Annotated in this window: 12 protein-coding genes; 4 read left to right on the forward strand and 8 right to left on the reverse strand. The window is 39.6% G+C overall.

Annotated elements, in window-relative coordinates; all coding sequences use genetic code 11:
- Positions 1-129: 129 nt before the first annotated feature.
- From ACZ47N_RS06465 to ACZ47N_RS06490, 6 genes are all read right to left on the reverse strand, one after another.
- Positions 130-2430 (reverse strand): DEAD/DEAH box helicase family protein, encoded by a 2301-nt coding sequence (locus tag ACZ47N_RS06465; RefSeq protein ID WP_464888312.1) that lies wholly within the window; start codon positions 2428-2430, stop codon positions 130-132.
- Positions 2400-3296: a HamA C-terminal domain-containing protein gene (locus tag ACZ47N_RS06470; protein ID WP_464888313.1), complete on the reverse strand. Its 897-nt coding sequence runs from the start codon at positions 3294-3296 to the stop codon at positions 2400-2402. Before ACZ47N_RS06470 ends, ACZ47N_RS06465 begins: the two co-directional genes overlap by 31 nt.
- Positions 3297-3680: 384 nt before the next feature.
- Positions 3681-7004, reverse strand: coding sequence for a DEAD/DEAH box helicase family protein (locus ACZ47N_RS06475; RefSeq protein ID WP_464888314.1), 3324 nt, complete (start codon positions 7002-7004; stop codon positions 3681-3683).
- A 535-nt stretch (positions 7005-7539) separates the two neighbouring features.
- Positions 7540-8718, reverse strand: a complete 1179-nt coding sequence (locus ACZ47N_RS06480; protein WP_464888315.1) for a restriction endonuclease subunit S — start codon at positions 8716-8718, stop codon at positions 7540-7542.
- A gap of 2 nt (positions 8719-8720) precedes the next feature.
- Positions 8721-10172, reverse strand: a complete 1452-nt coding sequence (locus tag ACZ47N_RS06485) for a type I restriction-modification system subunit M (protein WP_464888316.1) — start codon at positions 10170-10172, stop codon at positions 8721-8723.
- A gap of 81 nt (positions 10173-10253) precedes the next feature.
- A complete protein-coding gene (locus ACZ47N_RS06490; protein WP_464888317.1) occupies positions 10254-11174 on the reverse strand; it encodes a Fic family protein in 921 nt (306 codons plus the stop codon).
- A 133-nt stretch (positions 11175-11307) separates the two neighbouring features.
- On the opposite strand from ACZ47N_RS06490, the gene ACZ47N_RS06495 reads away from it, so the two are divergent.
- On the forward strand, positions 11308-11700 hold the full coding sequence (locus tag ACZ47N_RS06495) for a GntR family transcriptional regulator (RefSeq protein WP_464888318.1): 393 nt from the start codon (positions 11308-11310) through the stop codon (positions 11698-11700).
- A 94-nt stretch (positions 11701-11794) separates the two neighbouring features.
- On the opposite strand, the gene ACZ47N_RS06500 is transcribed toward ACZ47N_RS06495, so the two are convergent.
- Both ACZ47N_RS06500 and ACZ47N_RS06505 read right to left on the reverse strand, forming a co-directional pair.
- Positions 11795-12544, reverse strand: a complete 750-nt coding sequence (locus ACZ47N_RS06500; RefSeq protein WP_464888319.1) for a transposase — start codon at positions 12542-12544, stop codon at positions 11795-11797.
- Positions 12545-12948: 404 nt separating this feature from the next.
- A complete protein-coding gene (locus tag ACZ47N_RS06505; RefSeq protein WP_464888320.1) occupies positions 12949-13119 on the reverse strand; it encodes a hypothetical protein in 171 nt (56 codons plus the stop codon).
- An 859-nt stretch (positions 13120-13978) separates the two neighbouring features.
- Here ACZ47N_RS06505 and ACZ47N_RS06510 point away from each other — a divergent pair.
- From ACZ47N_RS06510 to ACZ47N_RS06520, 3 genes are all read left to right on the forward strand, one after another.
- On the forward strand, positions 13979-15367 hold the full coding sequence (locus ACZ47N_RS06510) for a YfcC family protein (protein ID WP_464888321.1): 1389 nt from the start codon (positions 13979-13981) through the stop codon (positions 15365-15367).
- A 25-nt stretch (positions 15368-15392) separates the two neighbouring features.
- The gene (locus ACZ47N_RS06515) at positions 15393-15677 is read left to right on the forward strand and encodes an ArsR/SmtB family transcription factor (RefSeq protein ID WP_464888322.1); all 285 of its coding nucleotides are present in this window, start codon (positions 15393-15395) and stop codon (positions 15675-15677) included.
- 190 nt (positions 15678-15867) lie between these two features.
- Entirely contained in the window at positions 15868-17046 is a 1179-nt protein-coding gene (locus ACZ47N_RS06520; protein ID WP_464888323.1) for a M20 family metallopeptidase, read from the forward strand.
- The last annotated feature ends 5 nt before the right edge of the window (positions 17047-17051 follow it).

A 17051-nucleotide genomic window follows, 5' to 3' on the forward strand; every position in this document is an offset into this window, starting at 1 on the left:
CGCCTCAACTATAAATCCATTAAGGACGAGTTGCCCCCGTCCCGGATCAAACGTTTCGCGTGTTTACGACGTGGCAATCCTACCTCTTTCCTACTATGTTGGGAACACGCTGTTAGACGATGTTTCAAACTACTTATCCATAATTTTGACTACACGATCAAACATTTTGTGCTCATAATCATCAAAAGTTTTTCTGATTTCTTTAGAGCTATCTTCACTTTCAAAATAGTCGATTACTTTTGGCGGAACTCCATAATCGCTAGCAAGTTTACCTTCATCAGTTAGTGCATTATGCTCCAATTTCTTTAATAATAATGTAATACCAACTATGTCATCATTTGACTTTCCAGTTTTCTCTGATTCAATATGTATGTAAATTAAGTTGAAAACCCCTAAATACTTTACAACTTGATACTTCAAAGTATTGTAGACAAATTGAGTAGTTTCTCGCATAGCTTCATCAAATGTATTTTTTCTTCCTAAGTTATACTTTAAGGATCCCTTGAAGCCATCTTGTAGATACATACTAATCGCATAAGTTAACACTGAATACTCCTTCTTTGTTTTTTTAGTCTCTACTTTATAATCAATTAAAAACTCGAGAGTACGATTTTTAACAATAGGTCGAATTATATTGAGTATTAACTGAAAATCATCAAAGTCATAAGACATACTAAAGTAAATTTGACTTACCACGGATTTAATCATCTTATACTCATTTGGTGGCAAAGCTTTGACAATATCATAAATTCTAATCTTGTCAATCGGACTAATAATTTTAAAAGTATCAAAAACATATTGTGGTAATTTTCTTTTTTCGATTTCTATTCTTAGCTCTTTGAGTCTGATTTTATCATTGTCACTCAGGTATTCACTATCAGTATATAGTAAATCTACGTCGTCTTTGTCTACATTTTCATCATAGTTTTTATGTTTAATGCCTTCTTCATCGCTTTCTAAAACTTTCTCAAATGTATTTTGCAGAACAATTACTCTACCTTTGTAATGATGGTTGAAACGACCAGCTCTTCCTGATATGTTCTTAGCATCAAACTTTTTGAGCATTTTTGTACCTTTTCGTTCACTCAACACGATTAAATTCTTAGCTGAGGTATTTACCCCCTCAGTGATTGTAGTAGTTGAGATTAGAACATTTAAGTAACGATCATTAAATAGGTCAGTGATTTCTTTTTGAATATACTTTGGTACTAATCCATGATGTATACCTATACCTTTTTTGATTGCTCTAATTACTACCCATTCACTACTATACTCATTTTCAAGATGATTAATGAAGTTTTTGACCAAATCAGTCATTTCTATTTTCTCATGATAATAATCATCATCAAGTAATAACTTGGCATAATTTTCAGTCCTTAACTTAGTTGAACAATATACTATACAATTTTCATTATTGATCATTATTGTTTCTACAACTTTTTTGAATCTGTCTTTTTTATTCTTGCTATCAAATTCAAAGGTTAATCCATCAAGTTCATACCTCTTCTTCTTTGCTATAGTTTGAGATACTTTATTTACAATCTCATAATTATTATAATTTAAGACTGTAAAGTCATTTCTCTTAATAAAATTGTCGAACGACGAGTTGTAATTAGATTTTTTTTTGCTCGAAAACTCGATATATGGACCAGCTAACAAAATATCTTTGCTAAACTTTAGAATATAATGTAACGCAATTCTATAAGCTGTATCACGTTCATTCTCTTTAGTAGTCTCGTCAATCAAGTAATCATTATCCATCTTATAAATTTCATCCACAAAAACAAAATCGAAGTCTTTGTCCTTAGTTATATCTAAGTAAGATAAGAACCTTTCAGGAGTATAAATGAATATGTTCTTAGAATTAGATTTTTCGGTTTCACTTAATGTGTGAATTTTGTATTCATTTTTGAAATTCGAATATCGTTCGTCAGAGTATATTCGCTCCAAATTCTCAGTTAATAGCGCTATAGTTGGAAATACTAGTACAACATTTTGGTAATCCAATCGTTTAATAATTTCAAAAATCAAATATGTTTTTCCAAATGATGTGCTGGCAGACAAGAAGTATCTATTTGACGTCTCCTTATTGAATTGATCAATAACTTGCTTTTGATATTTGTGAAGCATTATTTCATCATCAGTATGTAGAGTGCTCTCAAATATTATGCTTGATAACGTTCCTAAATCATAATCTTCATTATCAAAGTCCTTCGAATTAAACTTACTTAATAATTCATAGTAATGCGGTATGCCTATTATGCTGGATAAGTATCTTAAAAACCTTAAATCAGCAGAATTCAGTTCAGAACTTTTGACTTTATCATAAAAATCACAGACCGATTTAATTAATTCGAATGGTTCAAGTTCTTTATTTTTGTATAATGCCAGATCACTAATTACACTAGTTGCTTCTTTGATTTTATGCATTCTATCACCTCGAGTTTTATTTTCCCGACTTCATCAATAGGTAACAACATAAAAAATATCTTATATGGAAATGAAAGATTAAAGTCTAATTGCGCAAATTCAGTATTAATATACTCTACCACAGAAGCTATAGATGCTTCATAGCCTGACTTAAGTTTTTCATACGTTATGAGAACGGGATAAACTAATTCAACATTATACTTTTTAACCTCATCCGCAAGATTTATATATGGATTAGACTCCCAAGATTCTATAACCTCTGATATTAGTTTTTCTGTAGGGTTTATCCTGTCCTTGTAATTTACAATAGCAAGAATATTCTTGTTGAAATAATCGTCAGATATTGCTTTTTCAATACTTTTCATAACGCTTTTAATAGCCGTTCTATAACTTTCGTAAAATTTGGCTTCACCAAACCAAAGCTGAAGTTTGTTAGCATTTTGAATCATGTGGTAAGAATCGTAACCTTTTGCCTCTGAGTTTTCGAGTGGACTATAAAAATAACCTCTCGATATAAATACATCCGTTTTAAACTTTGCTCTTAGTATTGCATGTAATAAGACTTCCCCATAAAAACCATATTTTTTCTGAACTGTTTCATTAGCATTATGATCATAGCGTAACTTTGTCATTAATGCTTTTGTATGTAGTACACTTAAATCCTCTTTTTCTATAAACTCTTCTTCGAACGAGTAATCTATAATTGCATTGTAAATAATGTCAACTAGATTTTCATCATTAATACTTTGATAGCAATAATCTTTCAATGTTGTGTGACAAGTGCTAGTAATACAATTCTTATTACATGGTAAACTGAACTGAAAAACTATTGTATTTTTTATAAGCTCTTTCAAATTTTCTCTCAATCGAACACCCCTGTTCTTTAATTGATTGAATAACAAACATTGATTCCAAACATTACACTATTATATTCCTATATGCTATAAACACTACTTAATGTATAATGTATTCGTAGTTTGAGATTTCGTCTAACGTCTTATTCCCGCCACTAGTTCGTTTTCCCGCCTATTTCAAAAAGGATTTGCGACCTTTGGTTCAGTAATATCGACTTCTTTCTGAAACAATATAAATCCGTTGTGATTCAGTCTTCCAGTAATCCATCTAACCTGACTCAGTCTTTTGTGCAGTATATTGCTATATAGCGACGTAAATACAAAGGTTTTCAGTCTTTCATCTACCTTCAAGACAGTTGTCCTCTATCTATTTTCTTATTGGCTTCAGGAAACTACTCACACACTCAACCTACCATTCAACCGATCAATCACATGAATAATCTTCTTCGCCGTATCAATCTTCTGGTCAAAGAGCTTCGTCACGTTCCCTGATTTATTGAAAGGATGCTCGTTCAACACCTTTTTATCCAGGCTGCCGTTTTGGATGATGTAGTTGACGATGAGCTTCACGAATTCCTGCTGGTTTTGGTTCAGGTTTTCATCGGCGAGGAATTCGGAGAAGGCTTCATTGGCGGCTTTGGGGTCCAGGCCGACGATGGTGCCGGCCAGCTTCAGCAGGGGTTCGTCGCCAAATTCCTTCCGGTAGTCTTCTTCGGTGCCCAGATCATGCCAGAGCACTTTCTCCAAATGCTTGATGTCTTCCATTCCCAGTTCTTTGTTATGCCGCAGCTTGTATACCACCAAGTCGTCCTGGTTTTCCACCAGATACTGACTGACTTTCTTCCGGTAGTTTTCCATGTTGTTGATTTTGAATTCACCTTTGTTCTCTTTGGTTTCCAACACTTCATCGGTGAAATTGGTGTAGTAGATCTGTTTTGAGGTGTCTTCAATATAGCGCACCAGTTCCCGGAAGGCTTCCCGCACCTGTTCGTAGTCCATTAAATCCGCCTGATCCCAGAATTCCTGGGTCTGGACCCGGCCGATAAGGTCGGACTGCTGGCGCACCCGTGCTATGGTGCCTTTTCCTGCCAGTTTTTCTGCTGTGGTGATGACTTTTCGCTTAGGCTTGGAGGCTTCCATTCCTGCCAGTTCTGCGTATTCGATGGTGTACATGAGGAAGTCAAATCGCTTGGCCATTTCCTCCTCTTCCAAGGCAGGGATCAAGGGCGCTATGTGTTCCTTCAGCTCTCGCAGGTTTTCTTCGCTGAGGTTTTCGTAGGCTTCTCTCCGGTTAAATCGGTGAATGTATTTTAACTTCATTCGGGCGCTGAATTTCTTTTCGTCGATTTTCAGCACGTCTTCCAGGATTTCTTCGATGAGCTTTTCCCGAAGGGCTTCGTAGTCTTTCCTCTGATAGTTTAGGTTTTGCAGTTCATGGATAATGTTCAGCTTGATATTGAAAAGTTTTTCCGTCAGGCTGACGGTCATTTTCACTTCTTTGCCGTTTTTTTCTATCCGGAAAAACTCGAAATTGCTGCAGTAATCGAAGATGCGAAACTCTTTTTTATCGATGCCGGCGCCCAGCAGGTTTTCGCAAAGTCGGGTGCCCCGGCCAATCATCTGCCAGAACTTGGTTTTGGAACGGACCTTCTTGAAAAACACCAGGTTGAGAATTTCCGGAATATCGATGCCGGTGTCCAGCATATCCACAGAAACGGCAATCTGAGGGAGTTTTTCTTTCGTTTCAAAGTGCTCCATGGTGCTGACTACATAGTTAATCCCGGTATAGACAGGCTTGGTGAATTCGCCCCTGTATTCCGGGTACAGGAGGTTAAACCGCTTTACGATGAAATCGGCGTGTTTTTTATTCTTGGCGAAGATGATGGTTTTCCCCAGTTTATCGCCGCCCTCCACCTTCAGCCCTTTTTCCATCAGCTCCCGCAGTACCAGATCGATGGTGCTGTTATTGAAGAGAAAGGCGTTCAGTTCTTCGCTGCTGATATCCCGAACGTCGTCGTCGAAGGTTTCTTCAAAGAGTTCTTTTTCATCCTCCGGTAGTTCGTCGTAGTGGATGCCCTCTTCCATGAACTTCATTTTGGTTTCGATGGTATGGTAAGGCACCAGATAATTGTCGTTGATGGCTTCATCCAGTTCGTAGGCGTAGGTGGGGACGTTATTTTCCAATTCAAAAATTTCATAGGTGTTTTTATCCAGATCGTTTCGGGGGGTGGCCGTCAGGCCCAGGAGAATGGCGTCGAAATAAGAGAAGATGGCCTGGTATTTTTTGTAGATGCTGCGATGGCTTTCATCAATAATGATCAGGTCAAAATGACCCCGGGTGTAGAGCTTGTCTCCGGCGCTGTTTTTGACGTCGTCGATGGCGTTCATCATGGTGGGATAGGTGGAAAAAACCATGCGGCTTTCCGGATTGTCTTTGCTGTCTAACAGATTGCACAGGGAAAGCTCCGGCAGATGGTTATGGAAGCTGCCTTTGGCCTGCTTCACCAGGGACCTTCGGTCTGCCAGAAAAAGGGCGTTCTTGATCCAGCCCCGGTTCAGTAACACTTCCACCAAAGAGATGGCGGTTCTGGTTTTTCCAGATCCGGTGGCCATGACCAACAGGGCTTTCCGGTTGCCTCTGTCCAGGGCATCGCAGGTAGCTCCAATGGCCATTTTCTGATAGGGCCGGTTGGTGATTTGTTCGTTAATGAGAGGGTTTTCCAAGGATTGGCGGTGATCCCGCTTGTATAGGGTCCAGAGCAGTTCTTCCTTGGTATAGAGACCGGAGACAAGGCGCTCCGGATAGCTGCGGTCGTCCCACAGGTAATAGTCGAATCCGTTGGTGTAAAAAATCAGCGGTCGAAACCCATACTGCTTTTCCAGACAGTCGGCGTAGCGTTCCGCCTGAACCTGACCGATCTTCGGGTCCACACTGGTTTTCTTTGCTTCCACCACGGCCAGGGGTTTTCCGTCGTCGCCGTAGAGGACGTAATCGATGTAGCCGATGCCGCTGGCGTTGGGCATGCCGAGGACTTCCACCTCTTCCAGACAGTTTTTGCCGAAGGTCCAGCCGCAGAGTTCCAGCTCCAGATCGATGTAGAGCTTACGAGTATGAAATTCGGAGATTTCATCCACTTGGAAGGTTCGCTGCTGTCGGTTGATGTGGCGTTTTTCCGTGTTTTCTTTTCGCAGCCGTTGGTTCTCGGCTATGATTTCTTCCAGCTTTCGGTCCTGCTTGCCCAGCCGCTGCTGCAGTGTTTGAAGCTCCTGCAGGGTTTTGCTTTCCTGGGCTTCATCACTCAGGATGCTTTCATCAAAATGAACTTCCTGGTATTCTTCGGAATAGCAGTAGTCGATCCAACTGGTAAACTCGAATAGATTTTTCAGGGCATGCACTGCCTGCTCCCGGCTGATGGGGGAGGCGGAGTGAACGGCTTTATTGCCCAGCTTTTGTATGTATATCAGCAAGGGAAACAACTGGCTGTCGATGGTGCTTTTAAACTGATAGTCGTGGATTAAGGCACCCAGTTTTTCGTCGTAGGGAACCTTGAGGGCTTCGTCGAAGCTATAGACCCATTTGATGGCCAGTTCCAGCGCTCTTCGGGTAAGAATAGCGGTGGTGGCGTAGGAAACCATCAGGCTTTTTTCCGCCTCGATGCAGGCAGAAGTGAAGCTTTTGTATTTTTCTTCTTTTTCGAGAAAGTGGAAGTTGCCGGGCATGGGTTCACTCCTCTCGGGGCAGAAAATTTAGTGGTTAGGGGTTAGTTGGTTAGGGATTAGCCTGTGCCAGAACGGGTAGAAAAGCAAAGTAAAACCTTAAAGACTTATAATTAGGCTCAGTGCACATGCTATTCCTAAAGAAAATTTAGGCACGCAATATTCCGCCGTATTTTTAACTCATGCTAACTACTTAACGGTTCTATTGTAACATATGTATCGTCAGAAATAGTATTGATTTTCGTTGCAACCTATAATAAAGTTATTGGTACATTGAAAGCAAAAATCAAAAGACGAAAAACTGTTAACCGCTAAGGACGCAAAGGGTCGCAAAGAAAATATACCGAGGTGAAACCATGGCTACAAAAAGCATATTAAAGACGATTGAAATCAGAAATAAGCATGAAGGAAACACATTCATTTGTGCACTTGAGAAAGCTGAGGAAAAAACACCTCTCCCAATTACGCTCACAAAACCTGTAAATACTGTCCCAGATCATCAAATCAAGGAGTTTCTGAAAATAGAATAACGATGTTTTTATACTAATTCTCCTTTAAATGCCCGCTGCATCAGACTGCTGTAGTTGTTCTCCATTTCGATGAGTGATTCTAGCATGAGTTGTTTTTGGGCTACGATTTGTTGAACAATATCGGCGAATTGGTTTTGGAGGTCGATTGGGGGTATTAAGATATTAATCTTTTTAAGTTCTTCTGCATTGATGTTTGCCATTCCAACGATATTTTTTGCCATGTTAAGTAAAACCATCTTTCCATGTTTTGAATTTAAGTATGCAGAGATATATTCACTGTTGGCATTTGGCTTCACAATTAACTTGATAAGGTATCCGGCGTAAGCTATCGAATTTTCTTCCCGATACACCGCTGTTTTTCCAACTAATTCTTTACTGTTAGTTCTATTAAATAACAGTTCGCCTTTTTGAACTAAATATTTCGATTGCTCTTTTTCATCCAAGTCGACATATTTCATGCTCGAAAAATCCCAATCACCTTTATAAGTAATATTATTCATTCTCAGAATTGGAAACTGACCTTTTTCTTCGGATGCTTTTTTACTTGTCCCATATTGAGTTCTAACTGTCAAATCATTGATCTTTCCATTAGGCCATCCCTTCTCATTCACCACTGGATCTCCAAACATCTCATAAAACGTTGACTGAATCAGGTCGTCCATCAGTTCAATCTGTTCTTTTCGCTGATCAATCAAAGTCTGGGCTTTGTCCAGCACTTCGACTATTTTTTGTTGGGTTTGGAGGGGCGGCAAGGGAATTTTGAATTTTGAAAAAGTGGACTTATTGATTATTGGAACAACTGGTGCATTTGCCATTTCTATTAATAGATTCTTTCTAAACAATATCGCATATGCAATATATCTTGACATAGCAATATCTTCATTTGGAATTATTGCGTTTATCTGCTGATTAAAAGATATGTCTCTTAATGCTACTCCAACTTTTCCTATTGTTCCTATACAAGTTACTAGTACCGCACCGCTATCTACTACTCTTGCAACTTTTGAGCCTTGTTCAGATAACCATTCATCTCCGTATGCCAAATTTGTTATTCCACAATTGTTCAAGTCGCTCGGTTTAATGAATGCAATATTAGGGGGATGATAGTAGCTTTCAACTTTTTTTGATGGAGTATTTCCAGTAATAATCTTTGCTATTTGACCAATTTCTTTGATTTCATATTCCACCCCTACACCATCCTCTCAATGTCATCCAAGCCATCAAGAATCTGCTGTTCCAGGGTTCTGATCTTTTCAATAATCACCTTCGGAGCTTCGTATTCCACTTCTTCATACTCCACTTCCTTGTAACGGTTTATGGAAAGGTCGTACTCATTGCCGGCAATTTCTTCTTTATCTACCAGGAAGGAGGCTTCGGTTCGCTTTCGATCTGTTTCGTTCTCTCTGTTATGGTAGCGCTGGATAATATCCGGGATGTCATTGGTTTCGATGGGCTGGCGCTTGTCATCCAAAGAGAATCCGTCGGCTTTCATGTCGTAAAACCAGACTTTGTCCGTGCCGCCGGAGCCGGTTTTGGTGAAGATCAAAATGGCGGTGGATACGCCGGCGTAGGGCTTGAACACGCCGCTGGGCATGGAGATGACGGCTTGCAGCTGATGGTTTTCGACGATTTCTTTTCGGATGCCTTTATGGGCGGTGGAACTGCCGAAGAGAACGCCATCTGGTACGATGGAGGCGCAGCGGCCGCCTTTTTTCAGGATACGCAAAAACAGGGACAGGAAAAGAATCTCTGTCTTTTTGGTTTTGGTGATTTTCAGCAGCTCAGCGGAGACGCTCTCGTAATCCAAAGAGCCTTTAAAGGGCGGATTCGCCAGCACCAAGGTGTAGCGGTCTTTGTCCTTGTTGACTTCCGCCAAGGAATCTCGGTATTCGATGTTGGGGTTTTCCACGCCGTGGAGCACCATGTTCATGGCGCCAATGCGCAGCATGGTTCGATCCATATCGTTACCGTTGAACATGGTTTTGCTGTAATGTTCCTTCAGTTCTTTGTTGGCGAAAAGTTCTTCGTGATGATCTTGCAGATATTCACCGGCGGCCACCAGGAATCCAGCGGAACCGGCGGCGGGGTCGATGATGACGTCGGTGGGGGTGGGTTGAGTGAGGGCCACCATCATGCGGATGATATGCCGCGGCGTTCGAAACTGGCCGTTGGTGCCGGCAGTGGACAGTTTGGTCAGCAGGTATTCATAAAGATCGCCGTTGGCATCCCGGTCTTCCAGGGGAAGGGTGTCTATATTGGTGACGATCTTTTCCAGCATCTGAGGTGTGGGAATCATAAAAATGGCATCGTCCATGTATTTGGCAAAAGCGGAGTTTTCGTCGCCGTGCATGCTTTTGATAAAGGGAAAGACCTGTTTGGACACCACTTCGTACATGGCGTTGGCGTGAAGCTGTTTGAAGTTCTTCCAGCGGAAGTTTTCCTGCTCGGAGTCGAAAATACGTTCTGCCTCGATGCCCAGGATTTCGGCATCCTGTTCCAGCTCTGTCTGCCGGTCGTCCAGTCCTTTGATAAAGAGCAGGTAGGTGAATTGTTCGATGACGGACAGGGGGTTGGTGATGCCACCGGTCCAAAAGATTTCCCATATTTTATCCACTTTGTTTCGCAATTCGCCTGTGATCATGTTGTTCCTCCTGATTTTTGTTTTTATCTGGATGCATTGTTTCTCCTTATTCTATCATTTGACACAGAAGAAAGAAATTCTTTATTCCAATACAGATAGCCAGAGTTTTCCAGACTCTACCACACGTTCCGAAACCAACTCTATGAATGGCCCATAACTCATCGTTGTATGTGCTAAATCAAGAACATCATAGTATCTTGCTCGTTCTTCCTTCTTTATGATGATGGGGGGATAGCCATTTTTCATTAGCTCAAAATTAAGAAGTAACCTTGCCGTCCTCCCATTCCCATCGATGAATGGATGTATTTTCACAAACTCGCCATGCAACAATGTCGCCCTGACAACAGGATGGACTTTTTTCCACTCATTCTGATTTTCCACCAAAAGCTTTTGCATTAGTTCTCCGATCTCATAATGCTTTGGCGGAATGTGTTTTGCACCGCTAATGACAACATTCTCACTCCGATATTTGCCGGCATTTGTATTGTCAATTTCTTTTAGGACCAATGCATGGATATTCCTGATATTCCACTCTGAAAGTGGTTCCTTATTAGAAACTAATTCTTCAACAAAAAGGATGGCTTCACGGTGGTTCATCGCTTCCAGATGTTCTACCATGCTTTTTCCACCAATGGTAATTCCTTCAAGAACAACTCTGGTCTCTGACATCGTCAGCGTATTGCCCTCTATGGCATTACTATGGTACGTCCACTCAACAATGAGTTTTTCCTTCAGCGAATTGGCAAGTCCTTTTGAAAAAGGTCTGTGATCGTCGATTGCTTTCCTAAGTGAATCGATATAACTGAAGTCAAATTCCAGCCCAGTATAATGCTTCTTGCTTGTTTCCCTTGCGTCCCAAGGTTTTTCAGCATCAGCAGGTATAGACCAGTTTCGCCCAATTTTTATAGCACCTTCGATACGCCCCTCATTGCAAAGCACCCGAATCCGACGATCGCTAATGTTCCATTTTTCACTTGCTTCTTTAGAACTCATATATTTCATGAAAAATCACCTCAGAAACACAATATACCGTTATCGGAACAATGTCAAGAAAAGGCATTGGATCGCCGATTTTTTTCACAAAATCTAGTCTGTTTTTGTAAGCGAATATCCATCATTAGAGAGGAAAATGCTTATGCTTCTCACCATTGCTTTTGAATCTGACATTCCATTATATCAACAGATCAAGAACCAGATCATTACCGGTATTGCGCAAAGAAAATTGAAGCCCGGAGAATCTTTGCCTTCAGTCAGACAGTTAGCCGCTGACATTGGCATCAATTTTCATACCGTCAACAAGGTATATCAGCAACTGAAGCAGGAAAATTGGGTGGTGATTCATCGAAAAAGCGGTGTTATCATCAATCCGGATTTAAATCTTCAGGCAGATGAAGCCTACCGGGAATCGCTAACAGAAACCCTGGAAGTTTTGTTTGCAGAGGCACATCTTCGGGGGGGCACCCGGGAGGAAAGCCAACAATTTATTGAAAGGATTTATCAGACTTTTGTGCAGGAGGGATCCAAATGACAATTCATTCTCCGTTACTTAGGACAAGGGTAGGACAAGGGGACGTTTCTCGCGTCCCACTCCAAGTTAAGCAGGCTCTCCACATTCATCCAATTCATTTAACGCTTCTCTCAACTACTCCTTTACTAACACCGAACACCCTGGCCAACTGACGAACACTGCCGTGGTTATTGTCATAAAGACTACGGATCAATTCTCTGCATTCATTTGTCTTTAACTCTCCAGGAGTTACATGATAATCTTTTTGTATTTGCTTAAGCAGCTGATTATCTGTCATTTTTCCTTTAGGTTCAAATCCTAAGCACTTATCTTCCCTTTGTTGGTTCATAAAGGTTTCAAATTGTTTTTTAGATTTAAAATAACCCATGATTCTATCTGTTGCCACATGGGTGTTTTTTCCGTTATAGGCTTCCAGGTAAAGCGGGTAACTGCTCCACGAATAGCTTTCTGCTTTTTCCACCATTCCTGCCTTTATCGGATTTTGGTGAATGTAGCGGGCAACAGTAACCAGATAAGCGTCATCTTCCACAGGTTCGCTACTGTACCGATTCTGGAAGAGATGGCCACTTCGCCCATACTTGTGATTGTGCCACAGCACATAACCCACTGTGATTCGTTTTATGGCTGTACCCAAGTCTTCCATTTCTTCGAGTAAGAGATGAATATGGTTATCCATCAAACAGTAGGCCAGCAGTTGAAATCCGCTTTTTTTCTGTGCTTGAAGCAGTTGCGTCAAAAATTTTTTCCGGTCGCCTTCTTCTAAAAAGACGTTTCGGTCATCCATTCCTTTTAACATAACATGATAGATTCCTGTACTGCTCTTCTTTCGTGCTTGTCTTGGCATTCGAATTACCCTATCCTACCATATCATAAGCACCAAAGCAGGACAAGAGAAACGTCCCCTTGTCTTCATAAGCACCAAAGCAGGACAAGAGAAACGTCCCCTTGTCTTCTACCCATGTCTTACAAGATTGCAGTTGCATACCAAGTTCAAAGGATTAAAGTAAGGCTATTTCAAAATATTAAAAAGCTTGATAACTTAAGTGCTTGGGATAGCTCCGAAAAAAGCACCTGCATTAAGTCGATGTCTGCTACATGATGTGTTTAGAGTTAAAGCCTATCACTACATATAACTTTCGAAAGGTGAATTATTGAGTTTTTCGGAGCTTTCTCTGTCACTTGACTTATTTTGACATTTTAATTAAGTAAGATATACTTATAGATAATTCAACTTTCACAGGCTGAAATTTAAAGGTAATCCCTCATGTAATAGGGCAGATTGTCAATCCACTGTTGTAATTGAAACATGCTTGCTTTGCGAAATCGTTTATTAATTTGCTGCAAGGCATCTCCTGAAATACCCATTAACTGCTGTAATACCATCAACCAATCAAGGTCGGCTATTTCGTCACAGAGCACATATAAAAGCTCTCAAATAGAGCAAGGATTTTTTGTTGTACCGATTCTGTGAGGAAAGAGTAATATGCCAGACGAATACGATTAATGTCAGATCAGTGCTTAAAATTACCAGCCATTCGCTTTTCTTGTAATGTTTATAATGTTTTCTGCAATTCAATTAAGTTGACTCGTCATGGAACTGAGCAGGGAAAAGTCTATTGGAATCAACGTAGCTCCGTTGGACCATGCCATCGTCAGCATATGAAACCCTTTGTAAAATCGCTTTTTTCTGAGGAATGTCTAGGCATCGATCCAGCCAGTTCTTCACTTTTACTGTGGTTTCGTTCGTAGGCAGAGTTATCGATAATCTGCACTTTGGGGCGGTCTTAACTAATCAACCGTGAAACTTACTGTACAGTATAGGTGCTTAGATAAAGCAGAAACTTCCATCAAACAAAGAATCATCTGAAAAAAACACTCACAGGAATAGCCAAACGATTTAGTAATTCTAGATTTTCGTAGATGCTTAAGAACATGTAGCTCTTTCATAACGAAACAACTATCATTTGGTAGTTGCATTAAACTATTCGATTCGTCTATCATAATAGGAGACACCTCTTCTTTATAGTATTTGCGGATCTTAGCAGTTCATTTATACCAAAAGTTATGGTGTCTTCTGCCGTTTTCATGCAAAGTCAATAATACTTTTTAATCGCTACAATCGCTTTAAAATCAAGTATTTAGTCGTTTTTACAAGGTGCGAAAATTGATTATATAAGATTCAGCATTTCCCTTGCAAAAGCGCTTCAGCAAGAGCATTAACATAGTCTTTTATGTATTGATCTTCATGGCTGTTTAATGTCGCAGGGAGGTTCTGACAATGAAAAGAATCAAGTTTCCTCATTCTTACGTGCTTTTCTTTTATATCATTATTTTCGTCACCATACTAACCTATTTTGTACCTGCTGGTAGCTTTGAGCGTAGTACCGATGAAAACACAGGAATCACCTATGTTCTTGAACATTCATATAAAGTAACTGAACAGAAACCCGTATCACCTTTCGGCATGTTTGAAGGTATTCTTGAAGGCATGCTAGATGCTGCTGATATTATTTTCTTTGTTTTTATTGTTGGTGGTGCCTATAGCATTATTAATAAAACTGGTACTCTCACCGTATTTATTGCTCACGTAGCTCATCTAAATCAAAAAAAAGGAAAGCGTTTAATTGTTTTTATCATGATTATTTTTTCTCTCTGTGGCACTTTTTTAGGAACGGCAGAAGAAGCTTTGCCATTTTATCCTTTATTTATTACTATTGCTCTAACGCTAGGATATGATTCTTTCACAGGTGTGGCTATGGTACTTTTAGGAACAGGTGCAGGTTTTGCTGCAGGCATCTTGAATCCATTCACTACTGGAGTTGCCCAAATACTTGCTGATTTACCTCTGTTTTCTGGGTATCACTTTCGTTTTTTAACGTATCTTCTACTTTTGATACCCTCTATATGCTACGTCCTCAGGTACGTTAAGAAAATAGAAACGAATCCTACTGCCAGCATAACTTATGCAGAAGATCAGTTAAGAAATCAGAAGCTTGATTTTAATAGGATTCCTTCCTTAGAAAATACGCATAAGAGAGTACTTACTATTATTTTCCTTTCGGTACTTTTTTTAATCTATATTGTTACTTTTGGCGAGTTTAATACCACAAAAATGGCTGCACTTTTTATTGTTATGGGAATTTTGTCAGGAATTGTTGCCAAACTAGATTCGTCAGTAATAGCTACTGAATTTATAAAAGGATCTTCAAATATCATGTATGGCGCTCTCATTATCGGTCTTGCAAGAAGCATTACAGTGATTATGAAAAACGGCTATATTTTAGACTCTTTAATTTTTCATCTCGCTTCTAGCATTGAAGGCTTTGGAAAGATTGGAGTAGGCATAGGAATGTTTGTTGTTCAAAGCTTTATCAACCTTTTTATTCCATCAGGAAGCGGGCAAGCTGCAGCCGTTATTCCGATCATGAAACCTATAGGGGACCTAACCTCACTCTCACGTCAAACAGTAGTGCTTGCATATCAGTTCGGAGATGGTTTTTCTAACATTATAAGTCCTACTTCCGGCTATTTCATGGCAGCCCTTGCTATCGGAAGAATCAGTTGGAAAAAATGGGCAAAATGGGTTCTGCCTTTATTTTTATATTGGACAATCATCGGTGTTTTACTAATTATATTGTCTATTACGGTTCAACTTGGACCTTACTAGAATATACATATACTGGAGTGTTTATATGTCAGGAATTAACGAAAATACAATCGACACTGAGGTTATGAAAGCCTTATCCGATGAAACAAGAGTAGAAATTTTATTCCTTTTGGGAAATAAGGAGTTAAATGTCAATGAAATCTCTAGTAACTGTAAAGTTTCTAGACCTACTATCTCGCATCATTTACAAATCATGAAACGAGCGGGTGTTTTGGTATCTAGAAAAAGCGGGAAAGAAATTTACTATTCTGTGAACAAATACAAACTAACTTCTCTCGCCGAAAGCATTCTTGCTTTTATCTATTGGTAAAAACCTATGTTTGTAGTTCAATTGAATTATTTAGAATAAATCATCAATTCCGCAAATAATAGGTTGATATTTATCAACCTATAGTATATAATGCTGATTAAAGTCACAATGATATTACATTGTGATATTTTAATGTCTAACGCGTTGACATTCTTAAACCTATCGAAATGTTATTGGGAGGTGCATAGTGATGGATCAATGGATTAACAAAAGCGAGGTCATTTCCTTAGCAGAAAAACTAATTAGTATCCAAAGTCATAAAGAAAATCAAGGACAGGAGTTTAACATTGCTCACTTTATCAAAGATGTATTTCAAGCTGAAAAAATCGTGACAGAGTTAGAAGAAATAGAGCCCCACAGACCAAACATTTACGGGTTTCTTCCAGGTAGTAATAGTGATCATTATTTCATGCTTAATGGACATATCGATACCGTACCAGGCTTTAATATGGAGTATGACCCTTTCAAACCATTTATAAAAAACGGAAGACTTTACGGGCGTGGTTCAGTAGATATGAAAGGTGCTCTCGCTGCAATGATTAGCGCCATCATTGCCATAAAAAGAAGGGGAATACCCTTAAAAGAAGGAGTCGTTTTTGCTGGAGTTATTGATGAGGAGCAATGCTGTAAAGGAACAGAAAGAATTGTTCGAACTAAAGCTATAACACCTACACTTGCTGTTATTGGAGAACCCACTAATCTTAAAACTGCAATTGCTCATAAAGGAATGGAATGGATTGAAATTGCTTTCCAGGGTCTCGCTACACACGGAAGTACACCACATAATGGAGTTAATGCTATTTATCTCGCTAATGAATTTCTTACCTTACTTCGAAATGAACTAGAACCAAAGCTAGAAAAGAAAACCTATCCATTACTGGGCTCCGCCACTATAAATCCAGGAGTCTTAAAAGGAGGACATGATCCGAATATCGTTCCAGATCATTGTATCCTTCAAATTGATAGAAGATGGCTCCCTAGTGAAAGTATTTTAGAGCTTTACGAAGAAATCGAGGAAATCGCCACTAAGGCGATCTCTAAAATTAGTGGCGGAAGTTTTTTAATCAAAAGAATGGATGAAGCAACAGCCGCCCTTTACAATATGCCCCATAGCATATCGCCAGACGATCCTTTTGTTATAGAAACTCTTCGCATTGCTGAAAACATCACCAAAGTTGAATCTGAACCTGTAGCTTTCCCCGGCTGGAGCGATGGAGCTCAGCTAAGTAACAATCTCGATACTTCTGTTATCGTTTTAGGACCAGGGGATATTACTCAAGCTCACTCTAATAATGAGTTTTGTTCCATCGATCAAATTTGGCAGGCTACTCAAATATATTATAGTCTCATAGAAAAATTTTGTCTGTAAGTTTT

This window comes from Tindallia texcoconensis (assembly GCF_055383815.1).

Coding starts and splice junctions, on each gene's coding strand:
- ACZ47N_RS06500 (WP_464888319.1), bottom strand. CDS start 12,544: ATGCCAAGACAAGCACGAAAGAAGAGCAGTACAGGAATCTATCATGTT.
- ACZ47N_RS06485 (WP_464888316.1), bottom strand. CDS start 10,172: ATGATCACAGGCGAATTGCGAAACAAAGTGGATAAAATATGGGAAATC.
- ACZ47N_RS06515 (WP_464888322.1), top strand. CDS start 15,393: ATGTCAGGAATTAACGAAAATACAATCGACACTGAGGTTATGAAAGCC.
- ACZ47N_RS06510 (WP_464888321.1), top strand. CDS start 13,979: ATGAAAAGAATCAAGTTTCCTCATTCTTACGTGCTTTTCTTTTATATC.
- ACZ47N_RS06475 (WP_464888314.1), bottom strand. CDS start 7,004: ATGCCCGGCAACTTCCACTTTCTCGAAAAAGAAGAAAAATACAAAAGC.
- ACZ47N_RS06495 (WP_464888318.1), top strand. CDS start 11,308: ATGCTTCTCACCATTGCTTTTGAATCTGACATTCCATTATATCAACAG.
- ACZ47N_RS06520 (WP_464888323.1), top strand. CDS start 15,868: ATGGATCAATGGATTAACAAAAGCGAGGTCATTTCCTTAGCAGAAAAA.
- ACZ47N_RS06490 (WP_464888317.1), bottom strand. CDS start 11,174: ATGAAATATATGAGTTCTAAAGAAGCAAGTGAAAAATGGAACATTAGC.
- ACZ47N_RS06465 (WP_464888312.1), bottom strand. CDS start 2,430: ATGCATAAAATCAAAGAAGCAACTAGTGTAATTAGTGATCTGGCATTA.